This window comes from Pedobacter psychrodurus (assembly GCF_004331735.1).
In the GTDB taxonomy this organism is placed as follows: Bacteria; Bacteroidota; Bacteroidia; order Sphingobacteriales; family Sphingobacteriaceae; genus Pedobacter; species Pedobacter psychrodurus.
This window is the reverse complement of record NZ_SJSO01000019.1, coordinates 53,125-71,446: the sequence shown is the minus strand read 5'-3', so window position 1 is coordinate 71,446 and position 18,322 is coordinate 53,125. Positions and strand designations below refer to the sequence as shown.

Annotated in this window: 15 protein-coding genes; 8 read left to right on the top strand and 7 right to left on the bottom strand. The window is 37.2% G+C overall.

Going from position 1 to position 18,322, the window contains the following annotated elements; genetic code table 11:
- Window positions 1–307: 307 nt before the first annotated feature.
- Window positions 308–1,624: an adenosylhomocysteinase gene (gene ahcY, locus EZ456_RS19280; protein WP_131532967.1), complete on the top strand. Its 1,317-nt coding sequence runs from the start codon at window positions 308–310 to the stop codon at window positions 1,622–1,624.
- A 304-nt stretch (window positions 1,625–1,928) separates the two neighbouring features.
- Window positions 1,929–2,270: a DUF6370 family protein gene (locus EZ456_RS19275; RefSeq protein ID WP_131532965.1), complete on the top strand. Its 342-nt coding sequence runs from the start codon at window positions 1,929–1,931 to the stop codon at window positions 2,268–2,270.
- Window positions 2,271–2,412: 142 nt separating this feature from the next.
- Here EZ456_RS19275 and EZ456_RS19270 read toward each other — a convergent pair whose 3' ends face one another.
- The 3 genes from EZ456_RS19270 to EZ456_RS19260 form a co-directional block, all read right to left on the bottom strand.
- On the bottom strand, window positions 2,413–3,393 hold the full coding sequence (locus EZ456_RS19270; RefSeq protein ID WP_131532963.1) for a polysaccharide deacetylase family protein: 981 nt from the start codon (window positions 3,391–3,393) through the stop codon (window positions 2,413–2,415).
- Between the two features lie 293 nt (window positions 3,394–3,686).
- The gene (locus EZ456_RS19265; protein WP_131532961.1) at window positions 3,687–4,067 is read right to left on the bottom strand and encodes a GtrA family protein; all 381 of its coding nucleotides are present in this window, start codon (window positions 4,065–4,067) and stop codon (window positions 3,687–3,689) included.
- Window position 4,068: 1 nt separating this feature from the next.
- Window positions 4,069–5,709, bottom strand: a complete 1,641-nt coding sequence (locus EZ456_RS19260; protein WP_131532959.1) for an ArnT family glycosyltransferase — start codon at window positions 5,707–5,709, stop codon at window positions 4,069–4,071.
- Between the two features lie 83 nt (window positions 5,710–5,792).
- Between EZ456_RS19260 and EZ456_RS19255 the strand changes: the two genes are divergently transcribed.
- The 4 genes from EZ456_RS19255 (at window position 5,793) to EZ456_RS19240 (ending at window position 11,166) form a co-directional block, all read left to right on the top strand.
- The gene (locus EZ456_RS19255) at window positions 5,793–6,509 is read left to right on the top strand and encodes a pyridoxine 5'-phosphate synthase (protein WP_131532957.1); all 717 of its coding nucleotides are present in this window, start codon (window positions 5,793–5,795) and stop codon (window positions 6,507–6,509) included.
- 123 nt (window positions 6,510–6,632) lie between these two features.
- Window positions 6,633–7,529, top strand: coding sequence for an EamA family transporter (locus EZ456_RS19250; protein WP_131532955.1), 897 nt, complete (start codon window positions 6,633–6,635; stop codon window positions 7,527–7,529).
- A 115-nt stretch (window positions 7,530–7,644) separates the two neighbouring features.
- The gene (locus EZ456_RS19245; protein ID WP_131532953.1) at window positions 7,645–8,208 is read left to right on the top strand and encodes a hypothetical protein; all 564 of its coding nucleotides are present in this window, start codon (window positions 7,645–7,647) and stop codon (window positions 8,206–8,208) included.
- Window positions 8,209–8,616: 408 nt separating this feature from the next.
- The gene (locus EZ456_RS19240) at window positions 8,617–11,166 is read left to right on the top strand and encodes a TlpA family protein disulfide reductase (protein ID WP_131532951.1); all 2,550 of its coding nucleotides are present in this window, start codon (window positions 8,617–8,619) and stop codon (window positions 11,164–11,166) included.
- Between the two features lie 267 nt (window positions 11,167–11,433).
- Here EZ456_RS19240 and EZ456_RS19235 read toward each other — a convergent pair whose 3' ends face one another.
- Window positions 11,434–12,285: a hypothetical protein gene (locus EZ456_RS19235; RefSeq protein WP_131532949.1), complete on the bottom strand. Its 852-nt coding sequence runs from the start codon at window positions 12,283–12,285 to the stop codon at window positions 11,434–11,436.
- Between the two features lie 349 nt (window positions 12,286–12,634).
- On the opposite strand from EZ456_RS19235, the gene gcvP reads away from it, so the two are divergent.
- Entirely contained in the window at window positions 12,635–15,511 is a 2,877-nt protein-coding gene (gene gcvP / locus EZ456_RS19230; protein WP_131532947.1) for an aminomethyl-transferring glycine dehydrogenase, read from the top strand.
- A gap of 362 nt (window positions 15,512–15,873) precedes the next feature.
- Here gcvP and EZ456_RS19225 read toward each other — a convergent pair whose 3' ends face one another.
- From EZ456_RS19225 to EZ456_RS19215, 3 genes are read right to left on the bottom strand one after another with little or no spacing between them, the layout of a single operon-like run.
- Entirely contained in the window at window positions 15,874–16,191 is a 318-nt protein-coding gene (locus tag EZ456_RS19225) for an eCIS core domain-containing protein (protein WP_131532945.1), read from the bottom strand.
- Between the two features lie 6 nt (window positions 16,192–16,197).
- The gene (locus EZ456_RS19220) at window positions 16,198–16,677 is read right to left on the bottom strand and encodes a hypothetical protein (RefSeq protein WP_131532943.1); all 480 of its coding nucleotides are present in this window, start codon (window positions 16,675–16,677) and stop codon (window positions 16,198–16,200) included.
- 57 nt (window positions 16,678–16,734) lie between these two features.
- Window positions 16,735–17,184, bottom strand: a complete 450-nt coding sequence (locus EZ456_RS19215) for a hypothetical protein (RefSeq protein WP_131532941.1) — start codon at window positions 17,182–17,184, stop codon at window positions 16,735–16,737.
- Window positions 17,185–17,520: 336 nt separating this feature from the next.
- On the opposite strand from EZ456_RS19215, the gene EZ456_RS19210 reads away from it, so the two are divergent.
- Window positions 17,521–18,108, top strand: a complete 588-nt coding sequence (locus EZ456_RS19210; protein ID WP_131532939.1) for a YceI family protein — start codon at window positions 17,521–17,523, stop codon at window positions 18,106–18,108.
- Window positions 18,109–18,322 lie beyond the last annotated feature (214 nt).

The following is an 18,322-nucleotide window of genomic DNA, read 5'->3' as shown; positions in this document are numbered from 1 at the left end:
TCAGCTTTACAAGCGCAGCACAGTTTTATGTAATCTAAACCTGACAGGAACGGCAGCCTCCGTCCCGATTTTACATCGGGATTCATCGGAGCTATAGTGTATGGCAGGGCTGAACCTGACCTAAGAACTGCTGGTTTTGCTTTTCAAATCAAGCATTATCTCTTTAATGTACGTTCCTGCTAAGGAATGAGATTCTTACTATAATTTCTAAGAGATTTTACAATCTGTAAACCCGCTTGTGCTGTTAATTATTTGGGTTTGACAAAGCTATGCCGTAACTTTGCATCACATTTAAAAACAAATAATTATGTCATCAGTAGAGACAACTTATATCCCTTACAAAGTTAAGGACATTTCACTGGCAGAATGGGGCCGTAAAGAAATCGGATTAGCCGAAGCAGAAATGCCAGGTTTAATGAGTTTACGTAAAGAATTCGGTCCAACACAACCGTTAAAAGGTGCGCGTATTGCAGGTTGCCTGCACATGACCATCCAAACGGCTGTATTAATCGAAACACTAACTGCACTGGGTGCTGAAGTTACCTGGTCATCTTGCAATATTTTCTCTACGCAGGATCACGCTGCGGCTGCAATTGCTGCTGCTGGTATTCAGGTTTATGCTTGGAAAGGCTTAAACGAAGAAGAATTTGATTGGTGTATTGAGCAAACTTTACACTTTGGTCCGGAGCAACAACCATTAAACATGATTTTGGATGATGGTGGCGATTTAACCAACATGGTTTTTGATAAATATCCTGAGCTAATTGCAGCAATTAAAGGATTATCAGAAGAAACTACAACAGGTGTTCACCGTTTGTACGAAAGAATGAAAAACGGAACATTGCATACTCCTGCAATTAACGTTAATGATTCGGTTACCAAATCTAAATTCGATAACAAATACGGATGTCGTGAGTCATTGGTAGATGCGATCCGTCGTGCAACTGATGTAATGATGGCTGGTAAAGTGGCTGTGGTTTGTGGTTATGGCGATGTGGGTAAAGGTTCTGCAGAATCGTTAAGCTCACAAGGTGTACGTGTTATCGTTACCGAAATTGATCCGATCTGTGCTTTGCAGGCTGCAATGGAAGGTTATGAAGTTAAAAAATTAGCTACTGCAATTAAAGAAGCAGATATCGTGGTAACCACTACAGGTAACTGTGATATCGTTCGCGAACAACACTTCAGAGCATTAAAAGATAAAGCGATTGTTTGTAACATCGGTCACTTCGATAACGAAATCGACATGGCCTGGTTAAACGGTGCTTATGGCGATACTAAAGTTGAAATTAAACCTCAGGTTGATAAATATACCATTGATGGTAAAGATGTAATCATCTTGGCCGAAGGTCGTTTGGTTAACTTAGGTTGCGCAACTGGTCACCCAAGTTTTGTAATGAGTAACTCATTTACGAACCAAACTTTGGCTCAGTTAGAACTTTGGACTAACACTGCAGCTTACGAAAACAAAGTTTATACTTTGCCTAAACATTTAGATGAAAAAGTTGCCCGTTTACACTTAGAAAAAATCGGTGTAGAATTAGATGTTTTAGATCAACACCAGGCTGATTATATCGGTGTACCGGTAGAAGGTCCGTTCAAAGCAGATACATACAGGTATTAGTCCTGAGTCTTCAGTCGAGAGTCTGGAGTCGATATTATTAAGAGGGATGTGCAAATTGCATATCCCTTTTTTATTCCCTCCGATTTATCGGAGGGTGCCTGTAAGGCGGGGTGTCACTAAAGTTTAGGTGAGTTTCCTGTTTTTTTTTTGGAAAACGTTGGTTCAGTAATTCTTTGGAGGTTTCAGTCCTGCTGTACACTTTATCCCGATAGAAAAATCGGGATGCTCGTTCCCATCAGGTTTATTTTACAGAGAATTGTACTCCTTTTGCACTTGAAAACTTACATTTGAAAAAAGAAAAGAAATGAAAAAAATAATATTTGCACTAATTCTTGGTGTATTTACAGTTTCTGCAAATGCTCAAACCGCTCCTAAAAAAGCTGAAACAGCAAGAGTAATCACTAAACAAACTGTAGATATTGCCTGTGGTGAATGCCAGTTTAAAATGAAAGGTAAAGATTGCGAGTTAGCAGTGAAAATAGATGGCAAACCTTATTTTGTTGATGGAAAAAATATTGATGATTTTGGAGATGCCCATGGCGAACATGGTTTTTGCAATGCCGTAAGTAAAGCAGAAGTTACCGGCGAAATTGTAAACAACCGTTTTAAGGCGAAAGAAATAAAATTATTGCCGGTTAAGAAGTAGGATTATTTACCACCAAGGCACAAAGGTCACAAAGAAAAATAAAACCTTTGTGTTCTTCGTGTCTTTGTGGTTAGATCAATTTAAGATACGCTGTGCCCTCAGCGCCTTTTCTTTGTGTTCTTTGCGGTTAAAAAACACGAGGTTATTCAAACTCCTTTTCCAAGCCCTGCCTTAAATCGAAAAGCAACCATTGTTTGCTCTTTACATCGGCCTGTTTGGTTTTTAATAACTGGATGAAATCTTTCACACCGATTTCTTCATTCCCATTGCCGTGAATCAGTACGATGCTGCCTGCATTTGGTTGTTGTCCTTTGGCTAGCCATGCATCACTTCCAACCGGGATTAATCCATAGGCTTCAATTTTCTCTACAATTGCTTGATCAGATACCAGTCCAGGGAAACGGAAAAATACAGATGGTGTTAAACCGTTTTTGAGCATCAATTTTTCGGTCTCCAATACCTCTATATCCAAATTAGTTCCAGGAGCTAATAGAAAGTTTTCGGCTAAGGGTAGTTTATTTACTTCGTGGTTATAAGTATGGTTTACCCAAGTGATGTCCAGTTCCTTTTTCTCTACGAGACTTTTCAGCCAGTTTAAATCATCCTGATGCTTTAACATCCATATGCCTGAAACAGAAACCGCGAGTGGCGCAGGCTGCTCTATCTTTTTAAATTCATCAAAAACAGATTGAAAAATAATCCTGTCTAAAGCCCTATGCGATGGACAAAGATCGATCGTTAAGGTAATTCCCTTTTCGTTTGGGATAGCATGATCAATCCCTGCATTTTGAAGCTGCAAATCTTTAGCTGCCGCGGCTTCTATTGATTTAACATAGGCCGTGTTTTTGAAAATCGCCAATACATTTTGGAATTGTAAGCCGCTTGTGGTATAATTACTGGACAGATCTACTTTGGTATCTAAAGTTTCAGGATTCACCAGCAATAAATATTTTTGATTATTTGAGGTGAAACTTCTAACTGCAATCAGTTTTTCATTAGTGCGGGCGGCTATGGCAAAATTAACCTTGTAACGTTTAACATCATCAAAATTCTGCGCGAAAATTCTAAAGCTGAAAAAGCAGATATAAAAAAAAGTGAGGAGCAAAGATTTAGATAACTTCATATTTCCTTATTTAAAATCTTTCTAATTTAAGCCAAATCCATTATCTTTACAAACATCGCCATGAACAAAGAGAAAGTAAAATTATGGTTTAAGCGGGTGGGGCTAGTTGGTTTTTTATTCTTCCTGATTAAAGGATTAATATGGCTTGTTGTCTTCTATGTTATCGGCAAAAACGTCACTTAAATTGGTTCATTTGTTCACTGGTCATTGGTTCATTAGTCCGTGCAATTTGCATAAAGCCACCGTCGTGCTGATTTCTCTTAATGTTCTTAATCCCTTAATGGTTAAGAAACCTATCTGAATGTAAAAAGCATATTCGCGAGGAAATTCCAAACAAAGACTATTACAATCGCGAAGAATTTGGCTACATAAAAATTGGTTCCATTTTTCCTTTGATGGAACAAGTAAATGATAAAGGTGTTTAGCCCTAAACCAATTAAACTCACTACTAAAAACTTGCCAAATTCTGTCCCCCAATGGCTATTGGTGCTTTCGAAAGTCCAAACCCGGTTAATCAGATAATTATTGGTTACCGCCAAAGTAAACCCAGTGGCATTGGCAATGTATTTGTTTATTTTGATTTTCTCCTTACACAACCAGGTTGCACCAAAATCTATCGCCATTCCGAGGAAACCCGTTAATCCAAATTTTAAGATGCGGAAAAATAAATCCATGTCAATGTATTTTAACCAAATAAAAATGCTCTAAAACCTGAGGACGTGTTTTCTCATTTAAAAATTTACCCGTCAGTTTCGTGGTATGAAAATATTCAAACGATTTTAGAATTTCAGCATGGTATTCGCTTTTCAGTTTTGCCAATTCCTGTTCTGGAATGTATATAACCAAGTCTTTTAGGTTTTTTGATTTGTCGAGATCGGTATAATTATGAAAATATTTTACCTCTCCAGGGGCATAAAAATCAAAAGAGAAAGCATCTATATAGTTTAATACTGCAGGTTTAGCAGTAGGATAATTTTGCTTTAACCAATTACCTGCCTGCATACCCGATTGATATTTTAAAATTGCAGGGTAGAAGAAGACGAAGAGGAATATCATTAATCCGACCGATAAAAATGCACTTCTGGCAATGATGGTTTCTAATAGGACACCTTTAAATAATAAGAAAGAGATAACAAGAATAACAATCAGAATCCCGATAATTAAATATGGGTTTTCGCATCCAAAGAAAAAGGCTAATGCAGAAAGTAAGGCAATAACCAAAATGAAGATGATGTTCTGGATGAAAAAGAAGGTTTTTAAACCTTTGCTGCTAAGCTTCCTTAAGTACAAGGCTGTGATGATCGAAAACTGAGGAAAGATGATCAGGATATAATGTGGCAACTGAAATTTAGAAAGCGAAAAGATCAGAAAAGTAACCGCGGCGCTTGCCCAGATCATAATACTTTCAGGAGCTAAAGCAATTCTATTTTTCTTTTTAAACAGATTTAAAACTGCTGTATAAAATAATACAGACCAAGGAAGAAATGCCCAAAGGGTGGTATGCAAGAAGAACGAAATATCCCCTTTGCCTTTAATCGGCCCATTATTAAAGAACCTTCCAAACTGGCTATCCCAAAAGAAAAATTTTAAGCCCGAAACACCTGTCCTGTCGAAAACAATTTTTTCAGGATGCAGATCGAATTGTGTGTAAAGCGAATACAGCTCAGGGGTAATGAAAACAAAAATTAAAAGGATAGCGATATACCATTTTGGTTTTATAAGTTGCTTATACTGTTTTGTAAACAACCAATAGATAATAAAGCCTGCAAATACAGGAATTAATACAAAAATTCCTTTGATCAATATCGCACAGGCCGCAAAAAATGAGCCTGCTACAATGTGCCAGAAAGAGTTTTGATGTGCTTTATAATAATGGTAAATAGATGCTAATGTGAAAGTGGTAATGTAAATTTCGGCCCTCACATCAAAGGTAGAGGTGATGATGTGTAAGGCGCTCAGAAAAATAACTGCACTGATTAATCCAGTTTTTTCATCATATATATCTTTCGCTAATCGGTATAAATAGCCGGCACCCAGTAAACCGAATAGAAATGAGGGTAGTTTAAAGGCAAAGGATGAAATGCCAAAAATTTTAAAAGAAGCTGCAGAAATCCAAAAAGTGAGGTGGGGTTTATCCAGCCAATCGGCCCCGCGACCGTAAAGGTTAAACCAGTCTTTAAAAAGAATGATGTTTTTAGACATGGATGCATACAATGCTCCATCGGGCTCCATCACGCCGCCAAAAAGTGCTGGTATACTTGCAATTGCAAGTAAAACGAGCAAGAATTTATATAGGGTTGTGTCTTTTAAGTTCATTTATAAGAAGCAAATATGAGCAAAAAAAAGTCAAATTTTTTTAAGGTTTAAGATTAACAAAGGCAAAGCCTTATCTTTGCTTCATGACAAAATTATCGGTTAATATCAATAAAATTGCTACACTTCGCAACAGTCGCGGAGGTAATAATCCTGATCTGGTTAAGGTTGCATTAGATTGCGAACGTTTCGGTGCGCAGGGAATTACCGTGCATCCACGCCCTGATGAACGCCACATCCGTTATCAGGATGTTTATGATTTAAAGGCTGTTATTGCTACTGAATTTAATATTGAAGGAAATTGTAGGGAAGATAAATTTGTTGATCTGGTTTTGGCCAACAAACCTGCTCAGGTTACGCTGGTGCCTGATGCCGAAGGTCAGATTACATCAAATCATGGTTGGGATACCATTAAACATAAAGATTACCTGAAAGAGATGGTTTCCGTTTTCCAGAATGAAGGTATCCGTGTTTCTATTTTTGTAGATCCTGTTGTTGATATGGTTGAAGGTGCTGTAGAAACCGGAACAGATCGGATTGAACTATATACCGAAGCTTATGCATATAACTATTTTGCCGATCGTGAAAAAGCAGTAGTGAGTTACATTGCTGCAGCACATCACGCCAACAAATTAGGCTTGGGAATTAATGCCGGGCACGATCTCGACTTACACAACCTGCATTATTTTGCGCAGAGTATCCCGGGTTTATTAGAAGTTTCTATCGGTCATGCACTAATTAGTGATGCACTTTATCTGGGTCTGGAAACTACCATCCAGAAATATTTACAACAATTGGCTTAGTTTTTAACCGCAAAGACTGCAAAGAAAGATGACGCAAAGAAACGCAAAGTTGGGCGCATTCTAATCATGCTTTGCGGTTCTCTGCAAACACTTAGCGCCCTTAGCGGTTAAACAACGAAATATATGTTAAAAGGAACCCTCCTTGTTTTTTTTGGTGCCTGTAGTTTTGGTATCCTCTCTACTTTTGTTAAACTGGCTTATCACGAAGGTTATACTTTGGGTGATGTTACAGGTGCTCAGGCTTTCTTTGGTGCCGTAATTTTATGGGTGCTATTTTTCTTTCATAGCAGAACGGCTGGTTATAAAGCCAAAACAATCATCATTAAAACCCCTTGGTGGAAAATGGTGCTGGCCGGGACGTGTACAGGCTTGGTAAGTATTTTTTACTATCAATGTGTAAAGCTTGTGCCTAACTCAGTGGCTATTATTCTGTTGATGCAATTTATATGGATGAGCATTTTAATGGAATACCTCATTTTTAAAAAGAAACCTACAGGCTTACAGCTTTTGGCCATTTTATTGGTTTTAGGCGGAACAGTTTTAGCCAGCGGAATGGCAGAAACAAGTATCGAAAGTATGGATTTAAAAGGGATAGGTTTTGGATTATTGGCTGCAATATGTTATGCGGGCTTTTTATTACTGAGTGGTAGAATTGGAAATGAATATGCTCCATTACAAAAAAGTGCCTTGATGATTACCGGTGCCTGTATCTTGATCTTTATTATTTTCCCGCCAACATTTTTATTTAACGGTGCTTTAAATGGAAGTTTATTAAAATGGGGGTTGATTATTTCCGTTTTCGGTACAGTTATTCCGCCCTTGTTTTATGCCGAAGGTGTTCCCAGAATCGGCACGGCTATTAGTTCTATATTGAGTGCTGCAGAATTGCCTGTTGCTGTGATGATGGCTGGCTTTGTTTTACAAGAACAGGTGTCGTTTTTAAGATGGGTAGGCGTTGTGGTAATTTTATCGGCAATGGTTTTGCCTAATTTGAAATATTTGAAAAAAGGTGGACGGTAGAAAGGTGGAGGGTGTAAGGTTAAAATTTGCGCTAATAATCTTCCGACTTTCGGACCCCTGACCTCCGACTTACAAAAAAAAATAAATATCTTTAAAAAGCATAAAGCATTTACACATGAAAAAACTTACCATTTATATTTTATCTTTTGTCATCATTGGTTTCATAGGATGTAAAACCAAAACTACTATTAATCAAGATGAAGCTGCTGAGGTAATTACCGACTATTTAAAAGCCAATCCTGAATATAAAACAACACGTTTCAACTTTGGGGAGATCAAATTCAATAGTACAAACGATATGTTTGAGCTAGGGAAATATAAATCTTTAGCGAGTAAAGGTTTAGTTTCATTGAGTTTGAAGGAAGCCAAGAAAAAATTCTTATCGAAAGATAGCAGTTTTGTTTACCAAATTACTTTAACCGATAAGGCAAGTCCGTTGGTGTTGAAACAGGATGGTGACAAAGCCACGGTAAAAGTTGTAGAATATGTTTTATCAGACGAAAAACCTGTCGATTTTGCGCAGGTAAACTCAAGCACAGCCAAAGTAACGGTTTCACTTAAAATGACAACTACCGATTTCGAGCCATTCGATAAGGACGCCAATAAAAACAGCAACTTCATTACCAAAACTTATAAATTAAAGTTGAGTAAGGATGAAGGCTGGAAAGTGCAGAAGTAGGTTTGGAGACTAAAGCTGAAAGACCAAAGGTGAAAGCATAATACCTATTGCGCTCTGCAGCCTCTGTTTCTTACAGTACCTGACGTTTTAAACCCGACAGCAGCAAAAATCCTTTTTGTTTGCAGCAACCTTGAATATACTGTCATGCTGAGGCACGAAACATCTGCAAGCTATGAAACAGATGCTTCGTGCCTCAGCATGGCAAAGAGTAGCAAAAAGATTGTAGCGGATGGCGGGAGCAGGTCGAATTTTAGCACAGCAATTGCTTTCTAAATAATCAGTTCATCAAATAAAATGAACAAACGTTTGTTTTGGATTAAAAAGTGGAACTATCTGATTTTTAACATTTTTTAAGAAATTTTAGATTAAAAACTTGATACCTTCATCAGTCTAATCTAAATAATAACAATGAAAAATCTAGCTCACCTCTTCACCCTCATTTTCTTTTTTTATTTAATCCCTGCCCAGGCAAAACCTATTGTGCCCAAAAATCTTCATGGCTTTTGGAGTTATAAAGCAGCAAAAGTAGGCAACTGGAACGGTACCTTAATTGGCGATAATTATGTTGAGTATAACTATCGAATGTACATGGTCGATAGTGTGAAGAATAGTAACGGAATCACCAAATTATGGTTAAATACAAGAGGCAAAGACCTTTTAACCTTAGAAATTAAAGCTCCCGCCTATGGTAAAGCTTTATTAAAATTTAACCGATGGGAGAAAGAAATATCTTGTGCCTGGAACGCTTCTGATCCTGATATTAAAGTTTATAGCAAATACGAAATCCCATCATACTATTTTGGAAAATGGGTGAGTACACCATCTCATTCCGATTTTTACATCACAACCAAGCATAAAATGCTTTATCAAAATAAGGAATGGGACATTGCATGGGCCGGCAACTACATGGATAAAGAAGATCGGTTTTTGTTGAAAGATAAAGATAGCTGCAGGATGGTTTATGTACATAAATTGGTCAAAGCTTTAAAGTTAAACAGTCTCGAAGGGCTTAAAATTTATGTTCCTATTGCTAAGAATCCATTGGTGTATCAATTCTTGGGTAATTGGATAAACGATGAAACCAACGCATGGCAGTATGGTTTTTTTGAAGACTTTGCGATCTACAATCAGAAGGTTTATCCCTACAAAAGCATCGAAAAAAATGGAAAAAGTTTAAAAATTACACTTCTTAAAGATGGTAAGGAGAAAAATATTCAATTTACAGCGAAAAACGATAGTGTTGCACAATTGGTTGATGACCAGGGTATAATTAATGTATACCTGTTGAAAAAAGAATTTAAAGCCAATACAACGAAAGATGCAACGTCATTTAAGGATAGCCATTTTGCCAGAGTGGATACGGCAGTTATTACGGGCTATTTAAGAAACCCAACAAGTAATAAACCTTTTTCGGTTGGTTTTACCGATCATTTAAAAGATGAGCAGGTGAATTACTATGGAGATTTGGATAGCAACGGGTTTTTTACGCTCAAAATCCCTTTGTTAAATACTACTCAGGTTTTTTTAGACTGGGAGAGGAATGGAGTTATTGACGTGATTGAACCGGGTGAACATTATTTTTATTTTGAAGATTCCAGTACAGAAGTTAGGAGTACTATGGGCGATAATTCCGGTTTTCATAACGAATTATTGAATTACAGGTATTATGGCCCTTACTCAAGAACCTCAGAGAGTGATTATAATGCCAGAAGAAATGCAGATTTGTTATCTTTTTTAGCCATCAGTAAGAAAGAACATCAACAGGCAATTACATATCTGAATAAACATTTGGTAAAGGACCCCAATGCAAGTAACCGATTTAAATATTTTGTATCAGAAGGTTATAAGTACAAAATGGGATTTGATTTAATGCAGAAAAGATTTACGCTAAAGCAAGGGAAATTCCCTGAACCGTTTATAAATTTTGTTAACGATAGTTTGTATAAAAACAACCCACCTAAACCTTTTACTTTGGTTAGGGATTTTTCTTCGTTTAAAAGAGATTACTTTGCTTATTTGGTCTCGAATGAGGGAAGTTCTGTCAAATGGGACGATGTGCTTGCTGAAATGGTTTATTTAAAACAGATCAATTTATCATTCAAGGAAAAGGAGGCTCTGCTCGCAGAGATCGAATTGAATGAAATTGGATCAACTAAAGACTCACTAAAATATCTACGGCTTTTGAAGGGCTTTTCTCCTGAAAAACGAAAATTAGCAGATAGTGTAAGAAGGGTTTATAAAGAACAGATTATAGATCGGGCAGGTCAAAAATTGGCTTTTAAAGTTTTTGATAAGGAATTAAGGGTTGCAAAAGATATCGAAAACGAAGATTTGAGAGAGAGTATTATAGCAGGTCGTTTTTATAAATATCTTGAAGGTAAACATTCTGCAATGCCAGATACTGTATTTGCTCGGTTTATGGGCAATTTAAAAAATGATTTCTACCGGAGTGAAATTGAGAAGCTCCAGCTTACTTATCAAAACATGTCGAAGGTTGATGTGGAATACAAGGAAAGTTTAAAGAGAACCGATCATTTAAAAGATGCAAAAAATGCAGATTCTCTGTTTGCTGAGCTAATCAAACCTTATAAAGGAAAAGTGATTTATGTTGATTTTTGGGGTACTTGGTGCGCCCCCTGCAAAGGCGAAATGCCTTTTGTAAAACCGGTTAAAGAAGCTTTAAAGGGAAAAGATGTTGTATTTATGTATTTCGCCAATAATTCTCCAGAAGAAGGTTGGAAGAATGTTATCAAAGAATATGAACTGTCTAGTGAAAATGCAGTTCATTACCGCTTGCCAGAAATGCAGCAAAATATGATTGAGACCAGATTCTCGATAAACAGTTTTCCTACCTATATTTTAATTGATAAAGAAGGGAATGTAAACACGATGAAGGCTCCGCGACCAAGTGACAAAGAACAACTTGTTATTGCCGTAAATACTTTGCTCACTAAATAGCACACTCCTTGCGGCTGGCTTTAGTTGGCCGCAAGGGTTAATTTGGCACTCGCACCCTGCAACCTTTGTTTCTTGTATTACGCTATGTTTTAAACCCGACAATAGCGAAAATCCTTTTTGCTTGCACGCTCGAAAAAGATTGCTTCGTTGTTCCTCCTCGCAATGATTATAATGTTATGGAGTGCCACAAAAAGATTGCAGCGAATGGCGGGAACAAACTTAAGCTTTAGTACGGCCGTTGCTTTCCAAATATAATACATGCAAAAATTACTTGCTAATGGTTTTTCGAAAAAAGGTTTTAATTTTCTTAAACAAATCTACTTTTTTGGGTTTTTCCTTACCATCGTGGGTTAGATTATTATCATAATGATTTTGCAGTTCTGCAGCATAGTCTTTTTGAGATTGACTACCTGATTTTAACACCTCGATAAACCGCACAGCATTGTGATTTAAGGTGCTGTTAAATGAAACTGCATAATATTCGCTTCGTTCGGATGGATTTTTATTGTTGTTGATTTCTGCAGCGCCGTTTTCAGCAAAGCAATCTACATGAAGAATCAAAGGGTTTAATTTTTTCAACCTCTTTGTACCTTTGCGCTCATTCCTCCATGGGTGCTCTTGTTTATAAAGTTGCGCCAGCAGAAAATCTTTTTTCCAAAGCGTAATTTGGTGCGACATTAAATAATTTGATGCCTTATTATCGATTTCCGCAATATTAAATCCTTCAATAAAATTAGTGGTTTCTTTAGTTTTGTAAACACTAGAACTATGGAGTTTAACCTGTTGCCAACCATTTTTAATTGCCCGTTCGAACAGCGCTATAAAGAACTTAGGATTTACGGACTTGCTTAACCACATGTCTTCCTGAAAGTAAAGCACATACTCTTCGTCTATATTGCTTAACAGCGTTACCAGGCGATCGGCCCATTCGCCTTTACCCGATTTGATGTTTGTAAAACCATTCACTTCTACTTCTTTTACTTCTGTAGCGAAATAATAATTGCATGGTATTTCGAAATCCCAGTTTTCTGAGAAAGTGTAATCAAAACCTTTAAAAAGAAATTCGTAGCGATCGCAGGCATGAACGAGAAGAGCAACATTATTTTTAGCTGTTGGCATAAACAAAACACATTTAGATAAATGGTTCGCAAAGGTATGAAAATGAATTTTTGACTAACCTTAAGTAGCTTCTATTTTACACTGTACGGGAGTATCGATTTGGTGTGAACGGATTCAAAAAGATTGATAAAATAGATCTTGACAGATTTAAATTTCAGAACTGCTATAACTTTCCAAATAATAGGATTCTTAGATAAAAATGAACAAACGTTTGTCTTCTGCTTTCTGTACAAAATCTATCTATTTTGTCGCTTTTAAGTATAAATAGGACACCTTTTTTACACTGATATATAGCAAAATACAGCTTCGTTTTTGCTACCTTTGCACGCAAATTTATTATTCATACCGCATGAGCTTAAATATCCATTACAAGGAAGATTTTCAAAATCGTCATATTGCGCCAAATGAGGCAGATACAGCCGAAATGTTGCAAACTGTTGGCGTTAATTCTATTGATGAGCTGATTGAACAAACTGTTCCGACGGCAATAAGGTTAAAACAGCCGTTAAATTTGCCTGCAGCGAAATCAGAAACTGAATATCTTGGTGCTTTAAAACAAACTTCATTGTTGAATAAAGTTTTCAAAAGCTTTATCGGTCAGGGTTATTATGATACCATTACTCCAGGTGTAATTTTACGTAACGTATTCGAAAACCCAGGATGGTATACACAATATACGCCATACCAGGCAGAAATTGCACAAGGCCGTTTGCAGGCTTTGTTAAATTTCCAAACCATGGTTATCGATTTAACCGGAATGGAAATTGCCAATGCATCTTTATTGGATGAAGGTACTGCTGCCGCTGAAGCGATGTTTATGCAATATAGCTTGCGTAAAAACCAGGCGGCTAAAAAGTTCTTCGTATCAGAATTGGTTTTCCCTCAAACAATTGATATTTTAAAAACACGTGCAAATCCTTACGGTATTGAACTGGTTATCGGAAGTCATTTAGATTTCGTAGCTACTGAAGATTTCTTTGGTGCAATTGTTCAGTATCCGGCAGGAAACGGTGAGGTTTTCGATTACAAAGATTTCGCATCGGCATTGCACAACCAAAATATTAAATTAACGGTAGTTGCCGATATTTTAAGCTTAACCTTACTAACGCCTCCAGGCGAGTGGGGAGCTGATGTAGTGGTAGGTACTACACAGCGTTTAGGTATACCAATGGGTTTTGGTGGACCGCATGCTGCATTTTTTGCAACTAAAGAAGAATATAAACGTAACATCCCTGGTCGTATTATCGGTGTAACCATCGATAGCCATGGCGATTATGCTTTACGTATGGCCTTGCAAACACGCGAACAGCACATCCGTAGAGATAAAGCAACATCAAACATCTGTACTGCACAGGCATTATTGGCTATTATGGCTGGTTTTTATGCCGCTTACCATGGCCCGAAAGGATTAAAAGCCATTGCAGAACGTACACATGGTTTGGCCATCAGTTTGGCATCTACTTTAAAAGGTTTAGGTTTCGAGCAGTTAAACTCAGCTTATTTCGATACCATCCGTTTCGATTTAGGCGATTTAAAAGGCGGTATCCACTCAGGATGTATTGATAACGAAATCAACTTAAATTATGTTGGTAACGTTGCAACCATTTCATTCGACGAAACAAGCACTTTCGAAGATGTAGCTTTAATTGCTAAAATCTTTGCTAAAGTAAAAGCCATCGCGGCTGATCAGGTTGAGGTTGTTGAAAATGTACAAACCGTTATTCCGGCTGTTTTACAACGTACTTCGGCTTATTTAACGCACCCAATTTTTAACGCGCACCACTCAGAACACGAAATGTTGCGTTATATCAAATCATTAGAAGCTAAAGATTTATCGCTTTGCCATTCGATGATTGCTTTGGGTAGCTGTACCATGAAATTAAATGCTACGGCAGAGATGATTCCGGTTACCTGGTCTCACTTTGGTCGCATCCATCCGTTTGCTCCTGCAGATCAGGTATTGGGTTACTATTCGGTTTTTAACGAATTGGATAAATGGTTAAGTGAAATTACGGGTTTCGCGGCAATGAGTTTACAGCCAAATGCTGGGGCTCAAGGCGAATATGCCGGTCTAATGGTTATCCGTGCTTATCATCACGATAGAGGTGATTTCCACCGCAACGTAGCATTAATTCCAGCTTCGGCACACGGAACAAACCCTGCTTCTGCTGCAATGGCCGACATGAAAATTGTTGTGGTTAAATCTTTAGAAAACGGTAATATCGATGTTGAAGATTTAAAAGCAAAAGCAGAATTACACAAAGATAACCTGTCGTGTTTGATGGTAACCTATCCATCTACCCACGGAGTATTTGAAGAAAGCATTATCGAAATTTGTGAAACCATCCACGCTAACGGCGGACAGGTTTATATGGATGGTGCAAACATGAATGCACAGGTTGGATTAACAAGCCCGGCCAATATTGGTGCCGATGTTTGTCACTTAAATTTGCACAAAACATTCTGTATCCCTCATGGTGGTGGCGGTCCGGGTATGGGCCCAATTGGTGTTGCAAAACACTTAGTTCCTTATCTTCCTGGTCATGCTGTGGTTGATATCGATAAAGGGAAATCAATTTCTGCAGTTTCATCTGCACCATGGGGTTCGGCTTCGATCCTGATTATCTCTCACGCTTATATTGCGATGATGGGTGCTGAAGGTTTAACCAATGCCACTAAATATGCGATTTTAAACGCAAACTATATGAAAGCACGTTTAGAGCAACACTATCCAGTGCTTTATTCGGGCGCTCAGGGCCGTTGTGCACACGAGATGATCTTAGATTGCCGTTCGTTCAAAGCTTTCGGAATTGAAGTAACCGATATTGCAAAACGTTTAATGGATTACGGTTTCCACGCACCAACAGTTTCGTTCCCGGTTGCGGGTACCTTGATGGTTGAGCCAACTGAATCGGAGCCTAAACATGAGTTAGATCGTTTCTGTGATGCATTGATTGCAATTAAGAACGAAATCACCGAGGTAGAAAACGGTACTTTAGATAAAGTAGATAACCCATTAAAAAATGCACCTCATACGGTATCGGTAATTACTGCTAATGAATGGGATCATGCTTATAGCCGTCAAACAGCTGCATTCCCGCTTCCTTATGTGTTAGAGCGCAAGTTCTGGCCTTCAGTTGGTCGTGTTAACGATAGTCATGGTGATAGAGCATTAATCTGTGCTTGTCCGCCAATTGAGAGTTATTTAGAAGAGATCGTTCCTTAAGTTCCCTTTTCGTCATTGCGAGGAGGAACAACGTGGCAATCTATTTAGATAAATTATCAAATGCCTAGGTTCGTGTCCTCACGAACATATTGATCTGCAAGTTTTATGAATTAGTTTCATAAAGCTTGCAGATTTTTTTTGGAAATGAATGTCGGTTTTTTTTCGGGGAGCGCAGCCCTGCCATTCGCTTCAATCTTTTTGTGGTATTGCTCTTCATTGTCGTCATTGCGGGGAGGAACGACGAAGCAATCTTTTACTTTAAGTGCAGACAAAAAGGATTTTCGCTGCTGTCAGGTTTAGGAATGAAGGGCTGAAGCCTAAACCAACTGTGTGGTAGCTATAAGCAACTAGAACACCCGCATTTAAAGGTCGGCTGCTTTTGCTCCCATTTCATCTGCTTCTTTTTCCAAGTCAGGGTCATCATTAACCATTGTGTCGGATTTTAATTGTGCTGTTGGTTTAACCCTGCCTTGTTTTTGTTGCACTACATGCCATGCTTCGTGCGGTAAATGTTCTTCCTGGCCTGGTGCTAAATGAATATCAGTTCCTTTTGAATAGGCTGAAGCAGCCAATTGTGCAGGTTTATCAGAATTGAAGTGCACTTTCACATCATCCAGCGAAATGCCTGATAAAGCTTCAATGCCATTTTTTAAATTATCGGGTAAGTTTTTCTTTGGCATTTTGAGTTATGTTAACGATTCTTGGTTTATATCTTTGCTTAGTTTGTCGATCTCAAAAGCGATATTGTACATCATAGAATTATTTCTTGTTAAAGCGGTAATCCAATTCATTCCTCCAACCCAAATAAAGGGCATACCAATAAACCAAGTTTGATGAAATATAATCGCAATCGTTAAACCAATAGCGGTAAGGTAGACTAAGAGTGAATCTATTTGAATGTGATAAATAAGACTTAGTTTCCCCTCTTTTTCATCTATAATAAATCTGCCAGTTTTTACAGTAGAACAAATATTCCCCCTCCATTTAGAATAACTACCCCTAAAAGTAAGTTCGTAATTATTTTTTAAAATAATGTTTCCCTTTCTTTCGTCTATATATTCTTTTACTACCTGAATTTCTTTTGCATATCCATTTTCGTTAATGGGTCGGTTAATTACAGTTGAAAATTTATATTTGAAGGGTGATATTATTTTAGGATTAATCATTTATAAGAATTGTAAATTCTTTAGTGAATATTATTGAGGGTAACATAAAGTAACTCATTATTTATAAAATCCTTCAGAATTAACATTATAGCCCAAAATCTTAATCTGATCGTTTTCTGCAGTTAACGTCACTGTTTCTTTTGCTTGAAATTTTGCCCTTTCTACGATATAATAAAGTACATAGTGTGCCGATGCATTCGAACCTCTTATCACTTTCGATTCCCAGTGATCAAGCTTCTCGCTTTTTATTTCGCCGAGTTTATCTGAGGTAGCACTTAAAAATTTTTTCAGCTTCCCTAGGTTGGTAACCGCTTTAAACTGGGTGCTGAAAAATGGATCTATCTTATTATACTCTTTTTTCTCGAGCAGTTTATAAAACTCGTTGGCTACTTTTTCAGCATCTTTTTTATCTTCTTCACGGTTTATGTAAGTGCTGTTAAAGTTGCAACTGGTTAAAGCAAATAATAGGCATAATAGATATAGCGGAGCGTAAATTTTATTTTTCATGAATGATTAAAGATTATTTTTTAAATATAGAATTTTATTTTTCCATAAATAATGGGAACTATAATTAAGCCTTATAAATAAATACTAATTATTCACATTTTTTATGCAATGGAAGGAAACCCTATGCCTTAAACCTTCTGCCCTCCACCTTTTTTAATCCTCTACCTTCAAAAAGATTCACATTAAAAAGTAAACAAATTAAACCTTTACTACAATTCTGCAGTCAATAGAATGATTTTAAATAAATCCGATTATTTTTGAAAAAACTTAACATAGGTCAACAACAGGAGATCGGGAGTTAATCTATATTTGTATCAAATTTTAAAAAACCAGAAAATGAAATTAAAAATTAGCTCAATTTTTTTATTAGTGGCAGTTATAGCATTGTCAGCTTTTAAAAACCCTACTAAACCAGTAACTTATACTGTAGATGCAGCAAAATCGACCATTACTTGGGTTGGTAAAAAAGTAACAGGTTCTCACAACGGAACAATCGCTTTACAATCAGGTAGTTTAGCCGTTAACGGTAAAAACGTAACTGGTGGTACTTTTGTTATCGATATGACTTCAATTAAAGATGCTGATGGCAGTGCTAAATTAGAAGGTCACTTAAAAGCAGACGATTTCTTCGGTTCTGCTAAATTCCCAACTTCAACTTTTGTAATTACTAAAGTTGCTGGTTCAGGAGCAAACATAACAGTAACAGGTAACTTAACCATCAAAGGCATTACTAAACCATTAAGCTTCCCTGCAACTGTAACAGTTAATGCAGATGGTACAGCTTCGGCTTTAGCTGGAAAAATCACTGTTGATAGAACTAAATATGATATCCGTTACGGTTCTAAATCTTTCTTCGATAGCATTGGCGACAAAGCAATTGATGATAACTTTGAATTAGCGGTTAAATTAGTAGCTAAGAAATAATTATTTCTGTTTCGGAAAAAGGAAAGCCCCGGCGTTTGTCGGGGCTTTTTTGTGGTTAATATTTTTAGCCACGGAAACACAGAATGCACTGGGTTATTAGGAATCTCGAATGTGCATCTAACTTTGCGTTCTTTCTCTGTGACCTTTGTGGTAAAAAAAGGAGAAGATATTTTTTGAAATGAAAGCTTTCCATGATTTAGAAAAGCAATCCCTG

Bases quoted from the DNA above. Each gene is read 5' to 3' on its own strand.
- EZ456_RS19245 (WP_131532953.1), top strand. From the start codon at position 7,645: ATGAAAAAACTTACCATTTATATTTTATCTTTTGTCATCATTGGTTTC.
- ahcY (WP_131532967.1), top strand. From the start codon at position 308: ATGTCATCAGTAGAGACAACTTATATCCCTTACAAAGTTAAGGACATT.
- EZ456_RS19270 (WP_131532963.1), bottom strand. From the start codon at position 3,393: ATGAAGTTATCTAAATCTTTGCTCCTCACTTTTTTTTATATCTGCTTT.
- EZ456_RS19220 (WP_131532943.1), bottom strand. From the start codon at position 16,677: ATGATTAATCCTAAAATAATATCACCCTTCAAATATAAATTTTCAACT.
- EZ456_RS19260 (WP_131532959.1), bottom strand. From the start codon at position 5,709: ATGAACTTAAAAGACACAACCCTATATAAATTCTTGCTCGTTTTACTT.
- EZ456_RS19275 (WP_131532965.1), top strand. From the start codon at position 1,929: ATGAAAAAAATAATATTTGCACTAATTCTTGGTGTATTTACAGTTTCT.
- EZ456_RS19235 (WP_131532949.1), bottom strand. From the start codon at position 12,285: ATGCCAACAGCTAAAAATAATGTTGCTCTTCTCGTTCATGCCTGCGAT.
- EZ456_RS19250 (WP_131532955.1), top strand. From the start codon at position 6,633: ATGTTAAAAGGAACCCTCCTTGTTTTTTTTGGTGCCTGTAGTTTTGGT.
- EZ456_RS19210 (WP_131532939.1), top strand. From the start codon at position 17,521: ATGAAATTAAAAATTAGCTCAATTTTTTTATTAGTGGCAGTTATAGCA.
- EZ456_RS19240 (WP_131532951.1), top strand. From the start codon at position 8,617: ATGAAAAATCTAGCTCACCTCTTCACCCTCATTTTCTTTTTTTATTTA.
- EZ456_RS19265 (WP_131532961.1), bottom strand. From the start codon at position 4,067: ATGGATTTATTTTTCCGCATCTTAAAATTTGGATTAACGGGTTTCCTC.
- EZ456_RS19215 (WP_131532941.1), bottom strand. From the start codon at position 17,184: ATGAAAAATAAAATTTACGCTCCGCTATATCTATTATGCCTATTATTT.
- gcvP (WP_131532947.1), top strand. From the start codon at position 12,635: ATGAGCTTAAATATCCATTACAAGGAAGATTTTCAAAATCGTCATATT.
- EZ456_RS19255 (WP_131532957.1), top strand. From the start codon at position 5,793: ATGACAAAATTATCGGTTAATATCAATAAAATTGCTACACTTCGCAAC.
- EZ456_RS19225 (WP_131532945.1), bottom strand. From the start codon at position 16,191: ATGCCAAAGAAAAACTTACCCGATAATTTAAAAAATGGCATTGAAGCT.